This window comes from Sorangium sp. So ce362 (genome assembly GCF_051519845.1).
Classification (GTDB): domain Bacteria; phylum Myxococcota_A; class Polyangia; order Polyangiales; family Polyangiaceae; genus Sorangium.
This window is the reverse complement of record NZ_CP150332.1, coordinates 9,414,029-9,434,425: the sequence shown is the minus strand read 5'-3', so window position 1 is coordinate 9,434,425 and position 20,397 is coordinate 9,414,029. Positions and strand designations below refer to the sequence as shown.

General features: G+C 70.6%; 13 protein-coding genes. 11 read left to right on the top strand and 2 right to left on the bottom strand.

Going from position 1 to position 20,397, the window contains the following annotated elements; translation table 11 throughout:
- Positions 1 to 106: 106 nt before the first annotated feature.
- From WMF17_RS36360 to WMF17_RS36335, 6 genes are all read left to right on the top strand, one after another.
- Entirely contained in the window at positions 107 to 823 is a 717-nt protein-coding gene (locus tag WMF17_RS36360) for a hypothetical protein (protein ID WP_437645631.1), read from the top strand.
- Between the two features lie 228 nt (positions 824 to 1,051).
- Positions 1,052 to 6,097 (top strand): AAA family ATPase, encoded by a 5,046-nt coding sequence (locus WMF17_RS36355; RefSeq protein ID WP_437645629.1) that lies wholly within the window; start codon positions 1,052 to 1,054, stop codon positions 6,095 to 6,097.
- A gap of 219 nt (positions 6,098 to 6,316) precedes the next feature.
- On the top strand, positions 6,317 to 7,441 hold the full coding sequence (locus tag WMF17_RS36350; protein WP_437645626.1) for a PAS domain-containing protein: 1,125 nt from the start codon (positions 6,317 to 6,319) through the stop codon (positions 7,439 to 7,441).
- Between the two features lie 261 nt (positions 7,442 to 7,702).
- Positions 7,703 to 8,335, top strand: a complete 633-nt coding sequence (locus WMF17_RS36345) for a vanadium-dependent haloperoxidase (protein ID WP_437645624.1) — start codon at positions 7,703 to 7,705, stop codon at positions 8,333 to 8,335.
- Positions 8,254 to 11,010, top strand: coding sequence for a hypothetical protein (locus WMF17_RS36340; protein WP_437645622.1), 2,757 nt, complete (start codon positions 8,254 to 8,256; stop codon positions 11,008 to 11,010). The genes WMF17_RS36345 and WMF17_RS36340 overlap by 82 nt, the downstream gene beginning before the upstream one ends.
- 79 nt (positions 11,011 to 11,089) lie before the next feature.
- On the top strand, positions 11,090 to 11,962 hold the full coding sequence (locus tag WMF17_RS36335) for a DNA-formamidopyrimidine glycosylase family protein (protein ID WP_437597955.1): 873 nt from the start codon (positions 11,090 to 11,092) through the stop codon (positions 11,960 to 11,962).
- A gap of 60 nt (positions 11,963 to 12,022) precedes the next feature.
- On the opposite strand, the gene WMF17_RS36330 is transcribed toward WMF17_RS36335, so the two are convergent.
- Positions 12,023 to 12,274 (bottom strand): hypothetical protein, encoded by a 252-nt coding sequence (locus WMF17_RS36330; protein WP_437645620.1) that lies wholly within the window; start codon positions 12,272 to 12,274, stop codon positions 12,023 to 12,025.
- Positions 12,275 to 12,732: 458 nt separating this feature from the next.
- On the opposite strand from WMF17_RS36330, the gene WMF17_RS36325 reads away from it, so the two are divergent.
- Positions 12,733 to 13,353, top strand: a complete 621-nt coding sequence (locus WMF17_RS36325) for a LamG domain-containing protein (protein ID WP_437597953.1) — start codon at positions 12,733 to 12,735, stop codon at positions 13,351 to 13,353.
- A 171-nt stretch (positions 13,354 to 13,524) separates the two neighbouring features.
- Here the strand turns inward: WMF17_RS36325 and WMF17_RS36320 are convergent, their stop codons facing one another.
- Entirely contained in the window at positions 13,525 to 13,911 is a 387-nt protein-coding gene (locus WMF17_RS36320; RefSeq protein WP_437645618.1) for a hypothetical protein, read from the bottom strand.
- A 397-nt stretch (positions 13,912 to 14,308) separates the two neighbouring features.
- Between WMF17_RS36320 and WMF17_RS36315 the strand changes: the two genes are divergently transcribed.
- The 4 genes from WMF17_RS36315 (at position 14,309) to WMF17_RS36300 (ending at position 20,393) form a co-directional block, all read left to right on the top strand.
- Complete coding sequence (locus WMF17_RS36315; RefSeq protein ID WP_437651430.1) at positions 14,309 to 14,740, top strand: zinc-binding dehydrogenase; 432 nt, start codon at positions 14,309 to 14,311, stop codon at positions 14,738 to 14,740.
- Positions 14,741 to 14,815: 75 nt separating this feature from the next.
- Positions 14,816 to 18,835, top strand: coding sequence for a serine/threonine-protein kinase (locus WMF17_RS36310; protein ID WP_437651428.1), 4,020 nt, complete (start codon positions 14,816 to 14,818; stop codon positions 18,833 to 18,835).
- 352 nt (positions 18,836 to 19,187) lie between these two features.
- Positions 19,188 to 19,979, top strand: coding sequence for a hypothetical protein (locus WMF17_RS36305; RefSeq protein ID WP_437645617.1), 792 nt, complete (start codon positions 19,188 to 19,190; stop codon positions 19,977 to 19,979).
- A 150-nt stretch (positions 19,980 to 20,129) separates the two neighbouring features.
- Complete coding sequence (locus WMF17_RS36300; RefSeq protein WP_437597949.1) at positions 20,130 to 20,393, top strand: hypothetical protein; 264 nt, start codon at positions 20,130 to 20,132, stop codon at positions 20,391 to 20,393.
- Positions 20,394 to 20,397: the final 4 nt, after the last annotated feature.

Genomic DNA, 20,397 nt, shown 5'->3' with positions numbered 1-20,397 from the left:
CGGGTTGGTTCGCGAATTGCTTCAGGTGTGTGCGTACCCTGGACCGGCGGCAAACCGTGGCACACGGAGCCGCCAGTCCCGATCCGTAGCGTGGGAGGAGAGAAGAATGAGCAAGATGTTCAGGGGTTTTGGGTCGCTGGCAGCCGGCGTGGCGTTCGTGGCGGGGCTCAGCGGTTGCATGTCGCAACCGGCTGAGGATGCGGCGCTAGGATCGCTCAGCTTGCCGCTCGCGGCGGAGGCGCAATCCGGAGCGCGCTATCGGCTCCGCAACGCCACGTTCCAGATCCGGAGCAGCTATTACTGGTACGACGAGGGGGCGAGCGTAGCCGTCAGTGTCGGCGCCGGCGGCTACGGCGCCTCCGGCCCCGGCGGCGGAGCTGTCTTGACGATCGATAGCGAGGACGAAGATCCTGACGCGACGTCCATCCTCGTCGATCTGGAGCAGGGCTCGTACCACGTCCGCCTGCTTCCAGGGTGGAACTTCGAGAAGGTCGAGGGCGGCACGGTGTCGGAGGTCGAGGCGACGCTGCTATCGTCGGAGTCCATCTACGTGTACGTCTCGCCGCATTCGACGACCTGGGCTCAGTATAAGTTCGGTATCGGGGACAGCGCGCTGTGGCTCAACGGCAAGCTGAACGTCAGCATCGACGTCTACGAACACCCGGACGAGTACTACGGCAACGGGGGAGAGGGCGGCGAGGGCGGGTACGGCGGGTACGGCGGGTACGGCGGGGGGTACGGCGAGGGCGGGTACGAAGCCATCACGAGCGTCGGCGTCGGCGGCTACGGCAGCTCGGGCGGCGCCGGCGGCGGCTCGCCGTAACTCGACAGCTCGACCAGCGGCGCCGGCGGTCAGCGCCGGGTGGTGCTGCCATCTTTCGCGTCGGATACGCCCGATCCGCAAGCAGATAAGACTCATGCAAGTGTAAGCCTGATCGCCGAGCCTTGGATTCGCGCGGCGTCTCAGATAAGGCTTGACAGGGAGCACATCTTTTTCGTCTTCTGTCTGGTGCAAAACTCCGTCGGAAACGGAGCGCCCAGAGGGGACGGAATGGTTCATTTACCTCGGTTCACGCTCATCTCGGAGATCCAGCAGAGCTCCGATGCCGTGCTGTACCGCGGCTACCGGAATGCCGATCATGTACCGGTGGTGATCAAGCTTCCCAAGGGGGATCGCCCGGACCCGAGGATGCTCGCCAAGCTCAGGCACGAGCATGGCATCTTGAACGAGCTCTCGCTGGCAGGCGTCGTGAAGACGTACGGCCTCGAGAAGCATGGCAGCAGCTTCGCGCTCGTCCTGGAGGACTTTGGCGGCCTCCCCCTCGATGTCGCCCTGAAGGCGCGGAGGCTCGACCTCGGTGCGACGCTGAAGATCGCCTCCTCGGTGGCGGACGCGCTGGCGTCCATCCATCGATACGGCATCATCCACAAGGACCTCAAGCCGCACAACATCCTGACTCGTCCAGAGACGTGGTCGGCTCAATTGATCGACTTCGGGATCGCCACCCGCCTCTCCCGGGAGACCCATGGCGCCGAGCCCCCCGATACCCTGGAGGGGACGCTGGCCTATATGTCTCCGGAGCAGACGGGCCGGATGAACCGGATCCTCGACGACCGCACGGATCTGTATTCCTTCGGCGTCACGCTCTACGAGATGTTGACCGGCGTCTTGCCCTTCCAGACCACGGATTCGGTGGAGCTCGTCCACAGCCATATCGCGCGGAGGCCCGTCCCTCCGCACGAGGTCTCGCCCGCGGTTCCGCGGGTCGTCTCCGACATCGTGATGAAGCTCCTCTCCAAGGCCGCCGAGGATCGGTACGAGACCGCGAGCGGGCTCAAGGCCGATCTGGACGAGTGCCTGGCGCGGCTCTCGACGACGGGCCGCATCGAGCCATTCCCGCTCGGCCAGCGCGACCGGTCGGGGAAGCTCCGCCTCTCGCAGAAGCTCTACGGGCGCGAGGCGGAGATGACGGCGCTGGGGAGCGCATGGCAGCGCGCGGCCCGAGGCGCGGCCGAGCTCTTTCTGGTCTCCGGCTATGCGGGCGTCGGCAAATCGATGCTGATCCAGGAGATACACCAGCTCATCGCCCGCGACGGAGGCGACTTCATTGCAGGGAAGTTCGACCAGCTCGACCGCGGCACGCCGTACGCCCCCATCGCGTGCGCGTTCCGGGAGCTCGTCCGGAAGATCCTTGCCGAGCCCTCGGAGGCGCTCGCGCGCTGGAAGAGCCGCCTGCAGCTCGCCCTCGGCTCGAACGGGCAGATCCTCGTCGACCTCGTGCCCGAGCTCGAGTTCTTGATCGGGCCGCAGCCGAGCGTCCCGCCGCTCGGGCCCACCGAGTCGCAGAACCGCTTCGCGCTGGTATTCCAGCGCTTCTTCCGCACGGTGGCCACCCGGGGCCATCCGCTGGCGGTCTTCCTCGACGATCTCCAGTGGATCGATCCGGCCTCCTTGAACCTCATCGAGCAGATCGTGTCGGATCCGGACCGCGGCTACCTGCTCCTGCTGGCGGCCTATCGCGACAACGAGGTGGACGCGGCCCATCCGCTGGCGATCACCCTGGAGCGGCTCCGGGAGGCCGGGGCCGCCGTGTCTGCGATCGCGCTCCAGCCGCTCTCGCTGCCGGACGCGACGCAGCTGGTCGCGGACGCCCTGGGCTGCGGCGAGGAGCCGATCGAGCCGCTCGCAGAGCTCGTGTGGAGCAAGACGCACGGCAATCCGTTCTTCCTGAACCAGTTCGTCGGAGCGCTCGATCAGGAGAAGCTCCTCACCTTCGACGCGCCCTCGGGCCGCTGGATCTGGGATATCGAGCGCATCCGGCAGCGAATGGTCACGGACAACGTGGTCGACTTCATGGCGGGCAAGATCCAGCGCCTGCCGGAGAATACCCGCCGCGCATTGAAGCTCGCCGCCTGCATGGGCCACCGGTTCGAGCTGAGCTCGCTCGCGACCATCCACGAAAGATCCCCGATCGACGCCGCGGCGGATCTCTGGGAGGCGCTGCGCGACGGCCTCGTCCTGCCCCTGCACGCCGAATACCGCTTCCTGGATGGCGGCGCGGATCAGGACGTGGCGAGCTCGGCGCCCCTCGAGACGTTCCATGTCGCCTACAGGTTCGTGCACGACCGCGTGCAGCAGGCCGCGTATTCGCTCGTCGGAGAGGCCGAGAAGCAGGCGGTGCACCTCAGGATCGGGCGGCTCCTCCGGGCGAGGAGCGGCGCCGAGCCGCGGGACGAGACCCTGTTCGAGATCACGAACCACCTGAACCTCGGCGCCGCGATGATCGAGGAGCCGAGCGAGCGGCTCATGCTCGCGCGCATGAACCTCGCCGCTGGCCGCAAGGCCAAGGCGTCCGCGGCCTACCAGGCGGCCGCCAGCTACTTCCGGGCCGGCCTGTCCCCGCTCGGCGAGGCGGCCTGGGGAGAGGACTACGAGCTTCTGTTCGCGCTCCGCATGGAGCAGGCCGAGTGCGAGTACGCCGTCGGGGCGTTCGACGCGGTGGAGGCCTCGCTCGACGTCCTCCTGGCCCGCGCGCGGTCCCGCTTCGACGAGGCGCGCGTTCGAAAGCTCAGCATCGCCGTCTGTTGCGCGAGGAACCAGTTCGTCAGGGCCATCGAGGTCGGTCGGGAGGCGCTCTCGGCCTTCGGGATTCATCTCCCCGAGACCCCCGAGGCGTGCAAGGCAGCGGCGGACGCGGAGATCGAGCAAGCGCAGGCGATCCTGGCCGGACGGCGCATCGACGATCTGCTGCATGCGCCCCTGATGACCGATCCCGACAAGAAGGCTGCGATGCCGATCCTGAGGATCCTGGCTCCCGCCGCCTACATGGTCGACGCCAGGGTCTGCTCCTACATCATGGCCAGGGAGATGACGCTCACCCTCCAGTATGGCCTCTCGGAGCAGTCGCCCGGTATCTTCGGGGCGTATGCCATCATCTTGTGCGGGTGGCTGAGCTCGTACGAGCAAGCGTACAAGTTCGCGAAGCTCGCGCTGGACCTCTGCGAGAAGTTCAACTCCGTCGATCTGCGATGCCAGGTGTGCTTCATCTTCGCGCAGGTCAACGCCTTCTGGAAGCCGCTCCGGTCGTCGCTCGAGTACTTCGAGCAGGCGCACCATGCGGGCCTCGAGTCGGGCGATCTCATCTTCCTCGCCTACACCGCGCACCGCAGCCTCGACTTCCGGCTGGGCCTCGGCGACGAGCTCGGCGCCGTGGAGGAGGCGGCCGACCGGCGCCTCGCGCTGATGCAGCGGACCAAGACCCCGCTCACCGAGGTCGTCCTCCGGCTCAGCAAGCAGATGATCGCGAACCTCACGGGGCGCACGAGGAGCCGATCCACGCTGAGCGACGATTCCTTCGACGAGGAGTCGCTTGTCGCGACGCTGGGGCAGCCCGGCATGACGATGGCCGCGGCCTGGTACTACACCGTCAAGATGCAGCTCTTCGCCCTCTACGAGGAGTACGACAAAGCCCTCGAGATGGCGCGGCTCGGGGAGGCGCAGAACGCGATCGGCAACGGCACCTACGCCGAGACGGACCGGCTCTTCTTTCTCTGCCTGGTCTATTGCGGGCTCTACCCGACGAGGTCAGCCGCCGAGCAGCGGGCGTTTGCGGAGCTGCTCGCCGGTCACCAGCGCAAGCTCGCCGAGTGGGCGGAGAGCTGCCCCGAGAACTTCCTGCACAAGAAGCTGCTCATCGAGGCGGAGCGGGCGCGGATCGAAGGCGACGAGCTCGAGGCGACGAACCTCTACGACGCGGCGATCGAGGCCGCAGGGCAGAACGAGTTCTTCCACCACGAGGCGCTGGCCAACGAGCTCGCCGCGAGGTTTCACCTGGCCAGCAGGAGAAAGAAGATCGCGTCCATTCACATGCGGGACGCGTACCAGGGCTACGTGCGGTGGGGCGCGACGGCGAAGGCGGCCGACCTCGCCGGCAAACACCCGCACCTCTTCCAGATGGCGGCGTCGTCCGCCACGAACGGCGCGGATTACACCACGAGGACGACCTCGGGGAAGGGGACCGCGCTCCTCGACACGATCACGATCAGCCGGGCCGCGCAGACGATCGCCGGCGAGATTGTCCTCGAGACGATCCTCGACCGCTTGATGCGGCTCGTGATCGAGCACGCGGGCGCGCAGCGGGGCGTCCTCCTCCTCGAGCAGGACGGCCGGCTCACGCTCGACGCCACGATCACGATGGACCCCCACACGGTCACGATAGGCCCATCGGTCCCGGCCGAGACCAGCGCCGATATCGCCCTCTCCGTCGTGCATTATGTCGCGAGGACCCGGGAGCCCGTGGTCCTCGGCGACGCGTCCAGCGAGAGCCGCTTCGCAGGGGACCCCTACATCGCCGAAAGGCAGCCGAAGTCGCTGCTCTGCCTGGCCATGATGCACAAGGGAGAGCTCACGGGTATCCTCTATCTGGAGAACAACGCCGCGACCGAGGTGTTCACCCCGGCGCGGCTCGATCTGTGCGCCCTCCTGTCGGCGCAGGCCGCCATCGCGGTCGAGAACGCGCGGCTCGTCGCGCGCGCAGAGGCGTCGGCGCGCGAGCTCGCGCGCGTGAACGAGGCGCTGGAGGATCGGATCGCCCACCGCACCGAGGAGCTCCGCCGAGCCAACGAGCGGCTCCTCCTGGAGCTCGGCGAGCGCGAGCGCGCCGAGGAGGAGCGGGCGCAGCTCCAGGAAGAGATCATCCGGGTGCAGACGGAGCGGCTGTCGGAGATGTCGACCCCGCTCATCCCGATCACCGACCGGGTCATGGTCATGCCCCTCATCGGGACCGTGGATCAGGCGCGGGCGCGCCAGATGCTCGAGACCGCGCTCCAGGGGGCGCAAAGGTGCCACGCGGCGGTGGTGATCATCGACGTCACCGGCGTGAAGGTCGTCGATAGCGGCGTTGCCGCGATGCTGGTGAGCGCGGCGGCAGCGCTGCGGCTCATCGGAGCGCAGGCGGTGCTCACGGGCATTCGCCCCGAGGTGGCGCGGACGCTTGTCGAGCTCGATGTCGAGCTGCAATCCGTCGTGGTGAAAGGGAGCCTCCAGAGCGGCATCGCGTTCGCGCTCCGCCGCCTGGGTGAAAATCGACGGCTGTAGGAAGCGGGTCGGCCCGAGGGGCCGCTGTTCCTCGCGCGGCGGCCCCCGGCGCGCTGCGTCGTACGCCGTTGGCCTGACGCGCGCCGGCGCCGTGATGCGATGTGGCCTTCGCGCCCGCGTGGCCCCTGATAGGAACTTGATCTGCCGATGGGGCTCAGGGTTACGCTGGCGCGCAGCGAAGACAGCCGGCGGGCGGCGCTCCTGAAGATGAGGGAACACGTGCACACTCTTGCCCGATCGCCGCTCGCGGTGGTCGAATACGGCCTGGATCTCGCGATCACGGAGTGGAACGAGAGCGCCGCGCGACAGCTCGGCATCTCGAGACAGGACGCGATCGGCCGGCCGATCGACGAGCTGCTGCCCACGCCCGAGGACGAGGGGCTATGGCGGCGCCTGCTCGACGAGGAGAGCGGGGAACGGCGCCTGCGCCACGCTCGGGGCGACGGGGGGCACATGGCGTGCGCGTGGGCTCACCACCGCGTACTCGATCCCCGGGGCGAGGCGGCCGGCGTGCTGTGCATCGGCCGCGACGTGACGGCCCAGACCGAGGCGTCCCGGTGCCAGGCGGAGCAGCAGGCGATCCTCCGCGCCCTCGTCGACAACCTCGATGTCGTCGTCTGGGCCTCCGACAGCCGCGGTGTGTTCACCTACTATGACGGCAAGGCGCTCGCGTCGGCCGGCATGAGGCCAGGACAGCTCGTCGGGCTGAACAATTTCGACCTCTACAAGGAGCACGAGACCGTGGGGTTGCGCACTGCCCTTCGAGGGGAGCCGATCCACAACGTCATGGAAGCGAACGGAAAGCCCATCGAGAACTGGTTCGTTCCGGTCCGAGGCGAAGGGGGCGAGGTGGACGCGGTGGTCGGCATCACCCTCGATCTCACCGAGTCGCGGCGCGCGGAGCAGGAGCTCCGGGAGCGGCTCTCGCTCATCGAGCGGCAGCAGCAGGTCATCCGCCAGCTCTCGACGCCCATCCTCCAGGTCTGGAGCGGCGTGCTGGCGCTCCCGATGATCGGCGTTGTCGACAGCGCGAGGACCGCGGAGGTGATGGACAGCCTGCTCCAGGCGGTCGTGCGCACCCAGGCCCGCTTCGCGCTCCTGGACCTGACCGGGGTCGAGGCGGTCGACACGAAGACGGCGAGCTACCTCGTCGAGCTGGTCCGCGCGATCCGGCTCCTCGGCGCCGAGGGGATCATCACCGGGATCCGGCCGAGCGTCGCCCAGACGGTCGTCTCGCTCGGGCTCGACCTCTCCGAGATCACGACGCTCTCCGACCTCCAGGCGGGCCTCAAGCACTGCATCGGGCGCACGCTGGGCACGTCGAGTCGAGCTGCAAAATTGTAGCAACAACGGAAGATTGCGAATCGACACCGACCCGTGCCCAAGCCGGGCCCCTTGCGGTCTACCACGTGAAGCGCGGTGAGCAGGTCCTGCCCGGCGGCGCGGGAGAGCGGCTCCTGCCCGGCGACGCGCTCCAGCTCACGTACACGAGCGCCGAGGCGCGGTATCTCGCGATCCTGAGCGTCGACGGGGCGTCGCAGGCGAGCGTGTATTACCCGAGCGGCCCGCTCGCCGCGGTCGTACGACGACGCCCCGCGCATCGGGGTGCCGCCGCGGCTCTACAACCAGATCGCGCGGGTCCTCGCGGTCCAGGAGGGCAACTCGGAGATCGACAACGCCCGTTACTTCGCGCTGGTCAACATCGCGCTGGCCGACGCCGGCATCGCCACGCGGGAGACGAAATACCATTACGACTTCTGGAGGCCCATCGTCGGGATCCGTCATGCCGACAGGGACGGGAACCCGTTCACGATAGCTGACAGGGGGTGGACGCCCGTCGGGAGCCCCGGCAGCAACCAGGGCCCGTCGCGCATGACGCCATCGTTCCCGGCGTACGTCTCTGGGCACTCGAGCTTCGGGACTGCCATGTTCCAGGTGTTGACCCGCTACTATGGTACAGATCGCATGAATTTCTGCGTCATCTCCGACGAGTTCAACGGGATAACGACGGACGCGCAGGGCAATGTCCGCCCCGAGGTGGACCGCTGCTATTCGGTCCGGGCAGCGCGGCGCCCGGAGCGGGGCGCGCCGAGGCGCCTCCCGGACCGCCCGGAGACAGCCGCGCGCGGGGTCGCCTTTCCTCTATCCTCGCGCCCATGGCGCCCCGCCTGCCCCTGCTCCTCCGCCTCGCCGCCGGGCTGGAGGCCCGCCCCGTCAAGGCCGCGCTCTCGCTCCTGATCCTCGTCTCGGTGCTGCCCATCCAGGGCCTCGAAGACGAGCTCCGCCCGTACTTCCTCGGGATCTTCGGCGTGGAGCTCCTGCTCCGGGCCGCCCTCCTGCGCGAGCGCGGGCGCGAGCGGTCGCGCCTCGACGTCCTCCTCTTCGCCTTCGACGTCCTCGCCTGGCTCAGCTTCCTGCCGCTCGAGCAGCTCCTCGACGCGCACGCCGCCCACGCCCTGCCGGTGCTGCGGCTCTCGCGGCTCTTCCTGCTCCTGCGCTTCACGCGCGAGATCGCGGTCGACCTTTACGCGATCCTGACCCGGCGCGAGCTGCTCGAGCAGTTCGGGCTCGTCACGCTGGCCGTCTGGGGGCTCGCGTTCGGCGCGTCGGTGCTGCTCAGCCACCTCGCTGTCGCGCACGACTACGACGGCCGCGGCCCGGTCCCCGACACCACCTTCATCGACCGGATCTGGTGGTCCTTCCGGCAGCTCGAGAGCGCCGACAACCTCGTCGCGAACCTCCGGGTGCACCCCCTCGTCGCCGTCATCTCGCTCGGCCTCACGATGGTGGGCGTCTTCATCACGTCGTTCATCATCGGCATCGGCGCGAACGTGGTCGACCAGGTCGTGCGCGCGGCGCGGCGGCGGCCGGTCGGCTACGCGGGGCACACGCTCGTGATCGGTCCGGTGCACGAGGCGGAGATGCTGGTGCAGGAGTTCGTCCGGCTGTACGAGCGCCACCGGGCGCTCCGGAGCCTCCGGCTCTCGGAGCTCTGGGTGTGGCTCGTCCGCCGCGGGCCCCCGCCGACCCGGCACGCGTTCCCGCGGATGGCGCTCCTCGGCACCGAGGACGACCCGCCCGCGTACCTCTACGCGCCGAGGATGCGCTGGGTGGCCTACCGCAAGGGGGACAGCGCGCAGCCCGAGGCGCTCGGGCTCGTGGGCGCAGCCGGGGTGAAGCGGGCGCTGATCCTCGCGCGGCCCGACGCGGGGCCCGACGCCGACGCCGTGACGGCCATGACCCTCTCCTCGTTCCGGATGCAGAACCGGCGCGGCCACGTGTTCGTCGAGGTGCAGGAGAGCAAGAACCGCGACCTGCTCCAGGCGGTGGGCGGGCCGGGGACGTATCCGCTCGACATGCAGCGGTTCCTCGGCTTCTTCCTGTGCCAGCACCTGATCACGCCGGGCGTGGAGTCGCTCTACACCGACCTCATGACCGCCGACGGGTCGGAGTTCTACACGCACATCTTCCTGGGCGAGCAAGCGGCGCGGATCGTCGCCGCGCTCGGCGAGGGGCCGGGCGGCGAGATCTCGTTCTCGCGCATGGCGCGCGCGGCCTGCCAGAACAACGTGGTCCTCGCGGGCGTCCTCCTCGGCGAGGCGGTGCCGGTGCGCCGGGAGGGCGAGCTCGTGCCGGCGGAGGGGCTCGTGCAGTGGCTGAACCCGCTGCTCGATCCGATCGAGGGATCACCGGCGTGGGCGCTCGGCGCGCGGGCGGGCCGGGTGCCGGCGCGGCGGCTCCGGGGGCTCATCGGCGTGTCGGCCACCTACGCGCCCCTCCGGCGCTACGGGCGAGAGCTCCTCATGGGCCGCGGGATCGCGCCCGCCGCGAGGGCGGACGGCGCGGGCGCGGACGGCGCGGGCGCGGACGGCGCGGGCGCGGACGGCGCGGGCGCGAACGGCGCGGGCGCGGACGGCGCGGGCGCGAACGGCGCGGGCGCGGCGCGGGCGTGGGCGGCGACGCTCTCGCTGCGCCGCAGCCGCCTCAAGCGGGTGCTGATCGTCGGGTACAGCCCCGCGCTGCCCTCGCTGCTGCACGCGCTCGCGCAGTTCGTCCCGGGGATCGAGGTGACGCTCGTCCTCGGGGAGCGCGGCGACGAGCGGATGCCGCTCGCCGATCGGCTCGCCTCGCTCGGCGTGACGCTCGCGCCGGAGGGCGCGCCGCCGGGATCGAACGGGGCGACGCTCCCGCTCCCGCGCGGCGGCAGCGCGACGGTGTACACGCAGCACGGGCACGACCTCGCGTCGCTCGCGGTGCGCTGCGCGGCGCGCGGGGCGCCGGCCTCCGCGGCGGTGTTCCTGAGCGAGCCCGAGGGGCTCGATCGCGACGCGCGCACGGCGATGCGGCTCATCCGCTTCGCGCGGGCGCTGGAGAGCGGCGAGCTCGCGCACGGCGCGCGGCTGCACGTGCTCGCGGAGTTCTCCTCGGTGGCCAAGGGCGAGCACGTCCGGTGCCTCCTCGACGCCGGCAGGTGCGGCTTCGCCGGGTCGGATCGGCTGCAGCTCAGCCTCGTCAGCACCGAGCGGATCAAGAACTATTTCATGGTCCACAGCGCCTTCGTGCCGGGCGTAACGACTCTCTACGATGAGCTCCTCGACGAGGGCGGGCAGGACCTCGTGCGCGTCGAGGCGCCGCCGCTCGGCCAGGCGGATCGCGCGGACGGCGCGATCCGCTTCGAGGAGCTCCGGGCGGCGCTCGAGCCCCGGGGCGTGATCCCGGTGGCGCTGGAGCTCGACGACGGCGCCGTGCTCCTGAACCCCGAGCCGGGGCCGGCCCTCGCGCCGGCGCGGATCCGCGCCGTGTACGCGCTCGCGCGCAGCCAGGATCTCGTGGCCGAGGGCGATCGACAGCCGGAGGAGCGCGACGGCGGGGAGGTCGCGCACGGCACGGAGGCTCCGCAGATCAGCGCCTGAGCAGCGCGCCGCCGCATTTCTTTTCCGCCCGATCGGAGGTCGTACGCGACCTCCGCGGTGAGATCGGTATCCTGGGGTCGTGCCGGAGCGCCCCGACCTGGAATACGTCGTCCCGATCCTCGCGCGCGAGCTCGCGGGCGCGATCGTGGCGGCGGCCCGGGCCGACAGCCCGGTGGTGCTGCGCGTCCTGCTCCCGGAGCGCCTCGACGCGCTCCTTTCGGGCGTGGAGATCCGGCGCGTGTCGCGCCGTGCGCACGCCGTGGTGATCGAGCTCGCCGGGGCGCGCGCGCTCGATCTCGTGATCGCCCCGATGCTGGCGGGGCGGTTCTCGATCACGCTGCCGGGGGAGACGCGGATCCCGACCGATCTCGCCTTCTCGCTGGCCCTGAAGGACGGGCGTGAGCTGCGGTATCGCGACGAGGTGCAGATGGGCAAGGTCTACGTGCTCGCGCGGGGCGACTACGACAAGATCCCCGGGCTCGAGCGGGTGGGCCTCGACGTCCTCGATCCGCGGGTGTTCACGCCGGAGGCGTTCCGCGCCGCCGCGTGCGGGCGGCGCGGCCTCGTCAAGGACTTCCTGATGGACAAGGCGGCGCTCGACTCCATGGGAAACGCGTATGCCGACGAGGTGCTCTTCGAGGCGCAGATCCACCCGAAGGCCACGGTCAAGAGCCTCTCCGAGGGGGAGCTCGACAGCCTCCACGCGGCGGTCGCCCGCGTCCTCGGCGACGCGACCCGGACGATCGCCCGGCGGGCGCCGGCGCTCGACGAGAAGCTGCGCGACTTCCTCAAGGTCCGCGGGCGCCCGGGCCAGCCGTGCCCGCGCTGCGGCGACAAGCTCCGTCGCTCGAGCGTCCACGGGTACGACGCGATCTTCTGCCCGACGTGCCAGCCGGAGGAGCGGAAGGGCGCGGCCGCGGATCTCCGCCGCGCGAAGCGCGCGCCGGGGTGAGGCGCGGGAGGCGGCGAATCGGGAGATCGCGCTCGGCGCGCGCCTCCACGCGCTCGATATTTACAGTACCGGTGGGAGCGACTCCGGCGGCGTGAGCCCCGCGCTCTTGGTCCTGCACGGGAAGCTCGCGCCCTGACAGCCGCACTGGTTCGAGGCGTCAGAGCCGAGGAACGCGACGCCCAGGAAGCGGTTTTGCTCGACGACGACGCGCCGCAGGGTCGCCTCGGATTGCAGGTTAGCCTCGATGTCGGCGATGACGTAGATACCGTACCCTGTCTCCGGATCGTCCGCGTAAGGCCTCGTATCGCGCACGACCGTGTCCTCGAGAACGATGTCATCGACAGGTCGGTGATCTCTTGAAAGTTATGCTCTCGATGTTCCGGAGAGCGATGCTGCGGAGCGGCTATCTCGCTCCTCGCGCGGGCGCCGGAGGGGTGAGACCCGGGGAGAGCGTTTGCATCGTGTCAGCCCTCGTGCGACTCTCGGTGACACGGCGCGCTCTTTGGGTCTATGCTGCCGGCCACAGGAAACGCAGTATGATTTGCTCCTCCCGTCGTTCACCCCATTGCCTGGCCGGCATGGCCGTTGTGCTGCTGTCGCTGCCGGGCTGTGCCCTCGACACGAGAGGCACCGGCCAGCCAGAACGATCCGAGCCTCGACCGGAAAAGCCCGCGGAGGAGGAACCGTTCGGAGACCTCGGTGAAGCTCCCGCCGAGGCGCCGGGGAACGCACCCCCGGAAGAACCCGCCGAGGAGCCCGCGAAAGAGCCCGTGGAGGAACCCGCGGCGCTGTGCGACGCGTCAGATCCGTCGCTGATCGCGTGCTTCGCGTTCGAGGGGGACCCCAACGATGGCTCCCGGCACAAGTTCAAGCCCAAGCGGGCGCAGAACCTGAGATACGAGCCCGGCAAGGACGGCCAGGCGCTCAGGGTGACGCGGGGGAGCAGCCTCGAATTCCGCCACGACGCCGCGTGGACCGCCCCTGCGATGACCATCGATGTCTGGATCAACCCGGCCACCCTGCCGAAGAGCGGGCGATATGCCGTGATCGACAGCGGCGGGAAGCCCTCGATCTTCCTGATGGCGGGCGGGGAGATCCGCTGCACCATGGGGGTCGAGCGGAACGTGCCTCACGCCCTCGTTCCAGGCGAGTGGACGCACATCGCGTGTCTCTCGGACGGCCAGACGCAGAGCCTCTACGTGAACGGCGTCGAGATCGACCGGAGCTCCTCCGGGGCGGTGATCGCCTCGGACGAACAGCCCATCTTCATCGGCTCGGAAGAGCCCTCGGGCAAGGACGAGTTCGACGGCTTGCTCGACAGCCTCCGCGTCTTCGGCCGGACGCTCGCGCCCCAGGAGATCTGCGCGGCAGCCGGCAACGACGCCTGCTGAGCGGCGCGGGCCGCGCGCCTCCCCGAAGCGGGGAGCAGCGGCAACCGAGGGGGGACGGTAACGGGGAGCGGCGGCCCGCGCCCGCGGACCGAGCCCCGGCGGGTGCGACCAGGGCTGCCAGGAGAGCGCGCGTTCGGCGCGACAGGGGGGGAGCGGGAAGAGAGAGACGCCTCAGAAGGCGGCGTCGCGGAGCTTGGCCTTGTACTCCGCCTTGTACAGATCGTGGCAGGCCTTGCAGCTCGCCTTGGCGCCGTCGATGTCGCCCTTCTTGGCCTTCTCCACGCCGTCCTTCGAGATCGCGACCCACTTGGGCATCCCGGGCGGCGGCTTCGCCGCGACGTACTCCAGCGCCGACGCGATCTTCGCGCCGTCGCCGCTCGTGGTCGCCGACTGCATCACCGTCTTCATCCAGCCCTGCATCGGACAGGGCTTCTGTCCTTTTGCACCACAGCCGAAATCTTTCCCCTCGGCAACAGAAGCGGGGACGTCCGCCGTCCCACCCGCGGCCCACGCCGCGCCCGCAAAGGCAATGCCGACGCTCATCAACACGGCACTCATCAAGCTCTTGCTCATCGACATCCGACGTCTCCTGTCAGGTAAGGGCAAGCTCCGCCAATTCATCGCAGCCCCGTGGCTGGATGTCAACACACCTTGACCGCCGGGCGAGCCTGCGAACACCACCCGGGCGCAGACGAGGTCCGGGGGGAAAATCTTCAACCGCCGAGCGAGCCGCGAGCACCACCGGGCGCAGATAGCGCCTGGAGAGAAAAAATTCATTCATGATGTCCTCGCCGTGGTGTCTCCAAGCGCCATCCGCGTCGTCGTGGGAAAAATCCGCTGAAAATGGATCTCGTGGTGGCCGAGCGCGATGAGCGCGGACGTCGATGGCGGGCGGCAAGAGCGCGTGTCTGCGATGGCGACCGAGAAGCTCGAGGCGCTGACGTTCATTCGATAGCTGATCGAGGCGGGCAAGCTGAAGCCGGTCATCGATAGACGCTATCCACTGGAGCCGATGGCCGGGGCTCACCGGCAGGTCGGCACGGGAAGCAAGAAGGGGAGCGTGATCATCACGGCGGCGCATGACGCGTCCAGCGGGACAGTGCGGTCACCCGCTGTGGGTATCGGACTACACAGGAGCCGGCTCGCTCGCCTGCTCCGAAGCGGTCCGCGCATCACAGAAACCCTCCTCGTGGGTGACGCACCCACGCTGGACGCGTCATCTGGTGATCTTGCGCACCAAGCTATCGTACGCAATACTATGGTTTCCAGGGCATGCCGCAAGGGCGGAGCACCGTTCCTCCCCGAGCGTGCGTTGTTCGAGCGGCTTCACCCGCGACGCATCGCATCGCATCGCGCGATCGACCCGGACGCGCGCGCCACGAGGTGAGTCCGCGCGCCCATCCAGGCCTGGATTCGGCCCAGGAGGGCCGCGCGCGTGATATCGGTGGCTTCACGGCCGTTGATGCAGGCGGGAGAGATCGTCGACGCGCGGTTCGAGATCGAGGCCCTCGCGGGTTCGGGGGGGATGGGCCACGTCTACCGATCGCGCGACCTGTGCAGCGGCGACACGGTGGCTCTCAAGGTGCTTCGCCGCGCCGGCAAGAGTGAGCTCCGCCGCTTCTCCTGCGAGGTGCAGGCGCTCTCGGCGCTGCGCATTCCCGGAGTGGTCCGGTACATCGCTCACGGCCTCACGGCGGACGGCAAGCCGTATCTGGTGATGGAGTGGCTCTCGGGCGAGACGCTCGCCGAGCGCATGGTCCAGAGGGGGCTCACCCCGGCCGAGAGCGTCGATGTCGTCGCGCGCGTGGCGGAGACGCTCGGCGCCCTCCACCGGCAGGGCGTCGTGCACCGCGACCTCAAGCCGAGCAACCTGCTCCTCGCCGAGGGGCGGCTCGACCGGGTGATGGTGCTCGACTTCGGGATCGCGCGCTTCCGGATCGATCAGCAGCTCACGATGCCGGGCACCGTCCTCGGGACCCCGGAGTACATGGCGCCCGAGCAGGCGCGCGGCGAGCGGAGCGTCGATGCCCGCGCCGACGTGTTCGCGCTCGGCTGCGTGCTCTTCAGGTGCCTCACCGGGCGCGCCGCGTTCCAGGGCGTCGGGGTCCTCGCGGTGCTGGTCAAGGTGCTCCTCGACGAGCCGCCGCGTGTCCGCGAGCTCCGCCCCGAGCTGCCGGAGCAGCTCGACGCGCTGGTCGCCAGCCTGCTCGCGAAGCTGCCCGACGAGCGGCCCCGCGACGGCGCGGCCGTGGCCGAGGCGCTCGGCGCGGTCGACCTCCGCAACCTGTGCGCGGCGGCCGGGAGCGAGCCCGTCGCGCCGGTGCGCGTCCTGGAGCTCACGAGCAGCGAGCGGCGCGTCACGTGCCTCGTGCTCGCGCACGAGCGCTCGGAGCCCGACGAGGAGACGCGCTCGCACGAGGAGGAGCAGGCGCGGGCGCTGGAGCGCGCCGAGGAGCTGCGCGCGCTCGCGGCGCGCTACCAGGGCCAGATGGAGCTCATCGACGCGCGCTCGCCGCTGGTGGTGCTGACGAGCGCCGAGGCGGCCACGGATCTCGCGGCGCAGGCGGGGCGCTGCGCGCTGGCGCTGCGCGCGCTGCTCGGGGGGGCGACGGTCTCGCTCGTCACGGGGCGGGCGGAGCTCACGTCGCGCATCCCGATGGGCGAGCTCATCGACCGGGCGGTGCAGCTGTTGCCGGCGCAAGGCGAGCCGGCGCCCGCGGCCGCGGTGCGCATCGACGAGGTGACGGCGGGGCTGCTGGGCGGCCGGTTCGAGACGAGCAGCGAGGGCGGCGCGCGCTTCCTGCACGGGGCGCGCGACGACCTCAGGGTGGCGACCGCGCCGGCGCTGCTGGGCAAGCCGGTGGCGTGCGTGGGGCGGGAGCGGGAGCTCGCGGTGCTGACCGCGGAGCTCGAGCGAAGCGTGGAGGAGTCGACCTCGGGCGCGCTGCTGGTGGTCGCGGCGGCGGGGATGGGCAAGTCGCGGCTGCGGCAGGAGTTCCTCGAGAAGATATCGGCGCGCGGGGCGCGAGGGGACCTCGGCGAGCGCGGCGACCACGGCGCCGATGGAGCCCACGGCGCCGACGGAGCCCACGGCGCCGACGGCGCCCACGGCGCCAATGGCGCCAGCGGCACCCACCGCGCAAGCGTGGAGGTGTGGCTCGGCCAGGGCGACCCGATGAGCTCGGGCTCGGCGTTCGGGCTGCTGTCGCGCGCGCTGCGGGGCGTGATGGGCATCGTCGACGGCGAGCCGCTCGAGGAGCGGCGGCGCAAGGTGAGGGCGCGGGTCGAGCGCCACCCGGAGCTCGACGTGGGGCGGGTCAGCGCCTTCCTCGGCGAGCTGGTGGGCGCGCCGTTCCCGGACGACGACATCCAGGTCGGCGCCGCGCGGCGCAACCGGCTGCTGATGGGCGATCAGCTGCGACTGTCGTGGGAAGAGTTCATCCGGGCCGAGTGCGCGAAGCAGCCGGTGGTGCTGATCCTCGAGGACCTCCAGTGGGGCGACCTCCCCACGGTGACGATGGTGGAGGCGGCGCTCCGGAGCCTGAAGGACCTGCCGTTCCTCGTGCTCGGGCTGGGCCGGCCCGAGGTGCACGAGATCTTCCCCCGGCTGTCGCAGGGCCGCTTCGGCAACCAGATGATGCTGCCGCCGCTCACGCGGCGGGCGAGCGAGCGGCTTGTGCGCGCGGCGCTCGGCGACGAGGTGAGCGCGGACGTCGTGGCCACGCTGGTGGACCGGGCCGACGGCAACCCGTTCTACCTCGAGGAGCAGGTCCGGGCGGTGGCGGCCGGCCACGGCGCGGACCTGCCCGAGACGGTGCTGGCGATGGTGCAGGCGCGCATCGAGGCGCTCGACGCGGAGGCGCGGCGCGTGCTGCGGGCGGCGAGCGTGTTCGGCCAGGCGTTCTGGCCGAGCGGGGTGAGCGCGCTGCTCGGGGGCGCCGGGGTCACGCGCTGGCTCTCGGAGCTGGAGCGGCGCGAGGTGATCCACCGGCGCGGGCCCGGGCGGCTGCGGGGCGAGGTCGAGTACCGCTTCCGCCACGCGCTGGTGCGCGAGGCGGCGTACGGCATGCTGACCGAGGCCGACCGGCGGCTGGGCCACGCGCTGGCGGGCGACTGGCTGGAGCGCGCGGGCGAGCCCGACGCGATGGCGCTCGCCGAGCACTTCGAGCGCGGCGCCGTGCCCCCGCGCGCCGCGGCGGCGTACCTGCGCGCGGCGCAGCACGCCCTGGAGGGCAACGACCTCGGCGCCGCGATCGCGCGGGCCGAGCGCGGGCTCGCGTGCGCACCGGAGCCCGCGGTGGTGGGGGCGCTCCGGCTGGTCCAGGCCGAGGCGCACGTGTGGCGGGGCGACCTCGCGCTCGCCGAGGAGCGGGGGACGGAGGCGGTGGAGCACCTCACGCCCGGCTCGGCGCCGTGGTTCACGGCCATCGCGCAGGTCGTCGCCGCGGCGAGCAAGCTGGGCGGCTTCGACCACGTGGAGCGGCGGGTGGGCGCGGCGATCGGCGCGCCCGCGCTGGAGGGCGCGGAGAGCGCGAGGAGCACGTGCCTCTGCGCGGGCGCCTCGACGCTGGCCTTCGCCGGGCGGCCCGCGGTCGTCGACGCGCTCATCGCGGAGGTGGAGCGCGCCCTCAGCGACGGGGCGTCGAGCGGCGCCGGCGCGGGCGCCGAGGTGGTCGCGGGGCTCCACCAGGCGCGGGCCTTCCGCGCCATGAGCGGGGGCGATCCCGGCGCGTGCGTCACCGGCCTGGAGGCCGCGCTCGCGGCGTTCGAGCAGGTCGGTGACCGGCGCAACGCGTGCATCACCCGCGCGAACCTGGGCTACTCCTATGGCGAGCTCGGCGACTACGGCGGCGCCGAGGCGGCGCTGCGCTCCGTGCTGGAGGCCGCCGACCGGATGGGCCTCCACGAGGTGGTGGCGGCGGCGCAGGCCAGCCTGGGGCAGGTCCTCGCCTATCGCGGCAGGCTCGCCGAGGCGCGGGCCGTCGAGGAGGCGGCCCTCGCGTCGAGCCAGCGGCTCGGCGATCCGCGCGCCGAGGTGGTGTCGCGCTCGTACCTGGCGAAGATCGCCCTGCTCGCCGGCGATTTCGGGGTCGCGGAGCGCGAGGCGCGCCTCGCCGAGGCGCTGGAGAGCGCGTCGCCGTTCCGCGTCGCGGCCACGGCGCTCCGTGCGCGGGCGCTGATCGGGCTGGGGCGCGCCGCCGAGGCGCTCGCGGCCGCCGGCGAGGCCCTGGCCGCGCTCGAGTCGCTCGGCGGGCTCGAAGAGGGCGAGTCGATGATCCGGCTGGTCCACGCCGAGGCGTTCTCCGCGGTCGGCGACGCGCCGCGGGCCGCCGCGGCCATCTCCTCGGCGCGCGACAAGCTGCTCGACCGGGCCGCCGGCGTCCGTGACCCCGAGTGGCGCAGGCGCTTTCTCTCCCACGTCCCGGACAACGCCCGCACACTGGAGCTCGCGGCGCAGTGGGTCGGCACGGGTCGGAACTGAACCCAACTGAACGCAGCTGAACGCAGCTGAACGCAGCTGAACGCAGCTGAACGCAGCTGAGCGTAATTGAATGCAGCTGAACGCAGCTGAGCGCGGCTGAACGGAACTACGGGGAACCACGCGCCGCTTTCCCACGGGAGAATCCGCACGGAACGTCGATTTAAGAGCTGACAGACGGAGTGAATCGACGTACGATGTTCATAGACGTGGAGAGTTCCCGGCTGTCGTTGTGTTGAGCGACGTGCCGGAGGGCGTGCTGTGATCGGGGGGCGCGAGCGCTCCCCTTGGCTCGCTACCGAGGTCTCATCACGTGAAAACCAAGTCTGTTCTTGGATGCATTGGCATCCTTCTCGTGGCTACCGGCTGCATCGCGCCCGAGCTGGCGCTCGAAGCGGATGGCGAAGCAGCGAATGTCGACTCGAGCGCTGACGCGCTCGTGAGCGGTAATGCGCTGAGCTACAACGCGCTCAGCTACAATGCGTTGAGCTACAACGCGCTCAGCTACAACGCGCTCAGCTACAATACGTTGCGTCCGGCGGCAGCCTCCGCGCTGCAGGACTCCGGGATCGGCGGCGATCTCTTCCGGATGCTCGTGAAGTACACGGTCAGTTGCGCGCTCGACGCGTCTCAGGCTTTCCGCTTCTCCTGGACCGACGTGGCGGGCACGACCCACGACGAGGTCTATCACGGGGAGCTCGGCCTCGCCGACGAGTGGAGGCGAGGCCCGCTCCACGCGGCCGGCAAGCAGATCGTCTCCGCCTGTCTGGCGGCCCGCACGAACCGTTATGGCGCGTCGGTCGTCATCTCGATGCGATCGCACGAGAAGCCGCTGCGCCACGAGGTCGACCGGGACGAGCGCGAGGCGTATCCTCATGTCGAGGGCGCCTTCTGGGGAGATCTCTTCGCGGAGACGCCGTACCTGCGCGCCTGCTACAACGAGGCGAACGTCGAGGCGTCGCGCGCGGCGCGGCGCGACTGCGCCGCGGGGAGCGGGGACGAGGCCGAGCCCTGCGGGATGATCGAGATCGTCGGCAGCTGCCAGGACCATTGCAGCAAGCTCCATCCGCCCGGGCAGTATTACAAGGACTGCGACGATCCGGACTCGGACAAGACGCGCTATGTCATCACCACGGCGTTGCGCTGATCCCGTCCTTCGCTCGTTGCGCGCATCCGGCGCCGAACGTGCGGCGCCACGTCGACACCGGCGACGATCGCCGGTCGGCTCGATTCCAGCGCAGCGCTTGACTCGAGCAACCTACGCGGGGAGCGCCTCCAGAAGCTCAGCCTGGACAGGATGAGCGAGCCGCTGCGCGACGGCATTCACTACGGCAGCATCATCTCCACCGGCTGGTACCCGATCGTCTGGTACAAAGACCTCTTCCACGCCATCCGGCGCACCAGCGGTGAAGGCAAAGACCTCATCCACCAGATTGGCCGTCAGTGCACCCGCGACGACATGAGCGGCATCTACAAAGTCCTCGCGGCCCTCATCTCGCCTCGAGCTGGCCGCGCACTGGAGTTGAGAGCCCCGGCCCGGCGAAGCTCGACGCGCGGGTAAGCTG

Coding starts and splice junctions, on each gene's coding strand:
- WMF17_RS36320 (WP_437645618.1), bottom strand. CDS start 13,911: ATGAGTGCCGTGTTGATGAGCGTCGGCATTGCCTTTGCGGGCGCGGCG.
- WMF17_RS36340 (WP_437645622.1), top strand. CDS start 8,254: ATGGCGCCCCGCCTGCCCCTGCTCCTCCGCCTCGCCGCCGGGCTGGAG.
- WMF17_RS36360 (WP_437645631.1), top strand. CDS start 107: ATGAGCAAGATGTTCAGGGGTTTTGGGTCGCTGGCAGCCGGCGTGGCG.
- WMF17_RS36310 (WP_437651428.1), top strand. CDS start 14,816: ATGCAGGCGGGAGAGATCGTCGACGCGCGGTTCGAGATCGAGGCCCTC.
- WMF17_RS36300 (WP_437597949.1), top strand. CDS start 20,130: ATGAGCGAGCCGCTGCGCGACGGCATTCACTACGGCAGCATCATCTCC.
- WMF17_RS36355 (WP_437645629.1), top strand. CDS start 1,052: ATGGTTCATTTACCTCGGTTCACGCTCATCTCGGAGATCCAGCAGAGC.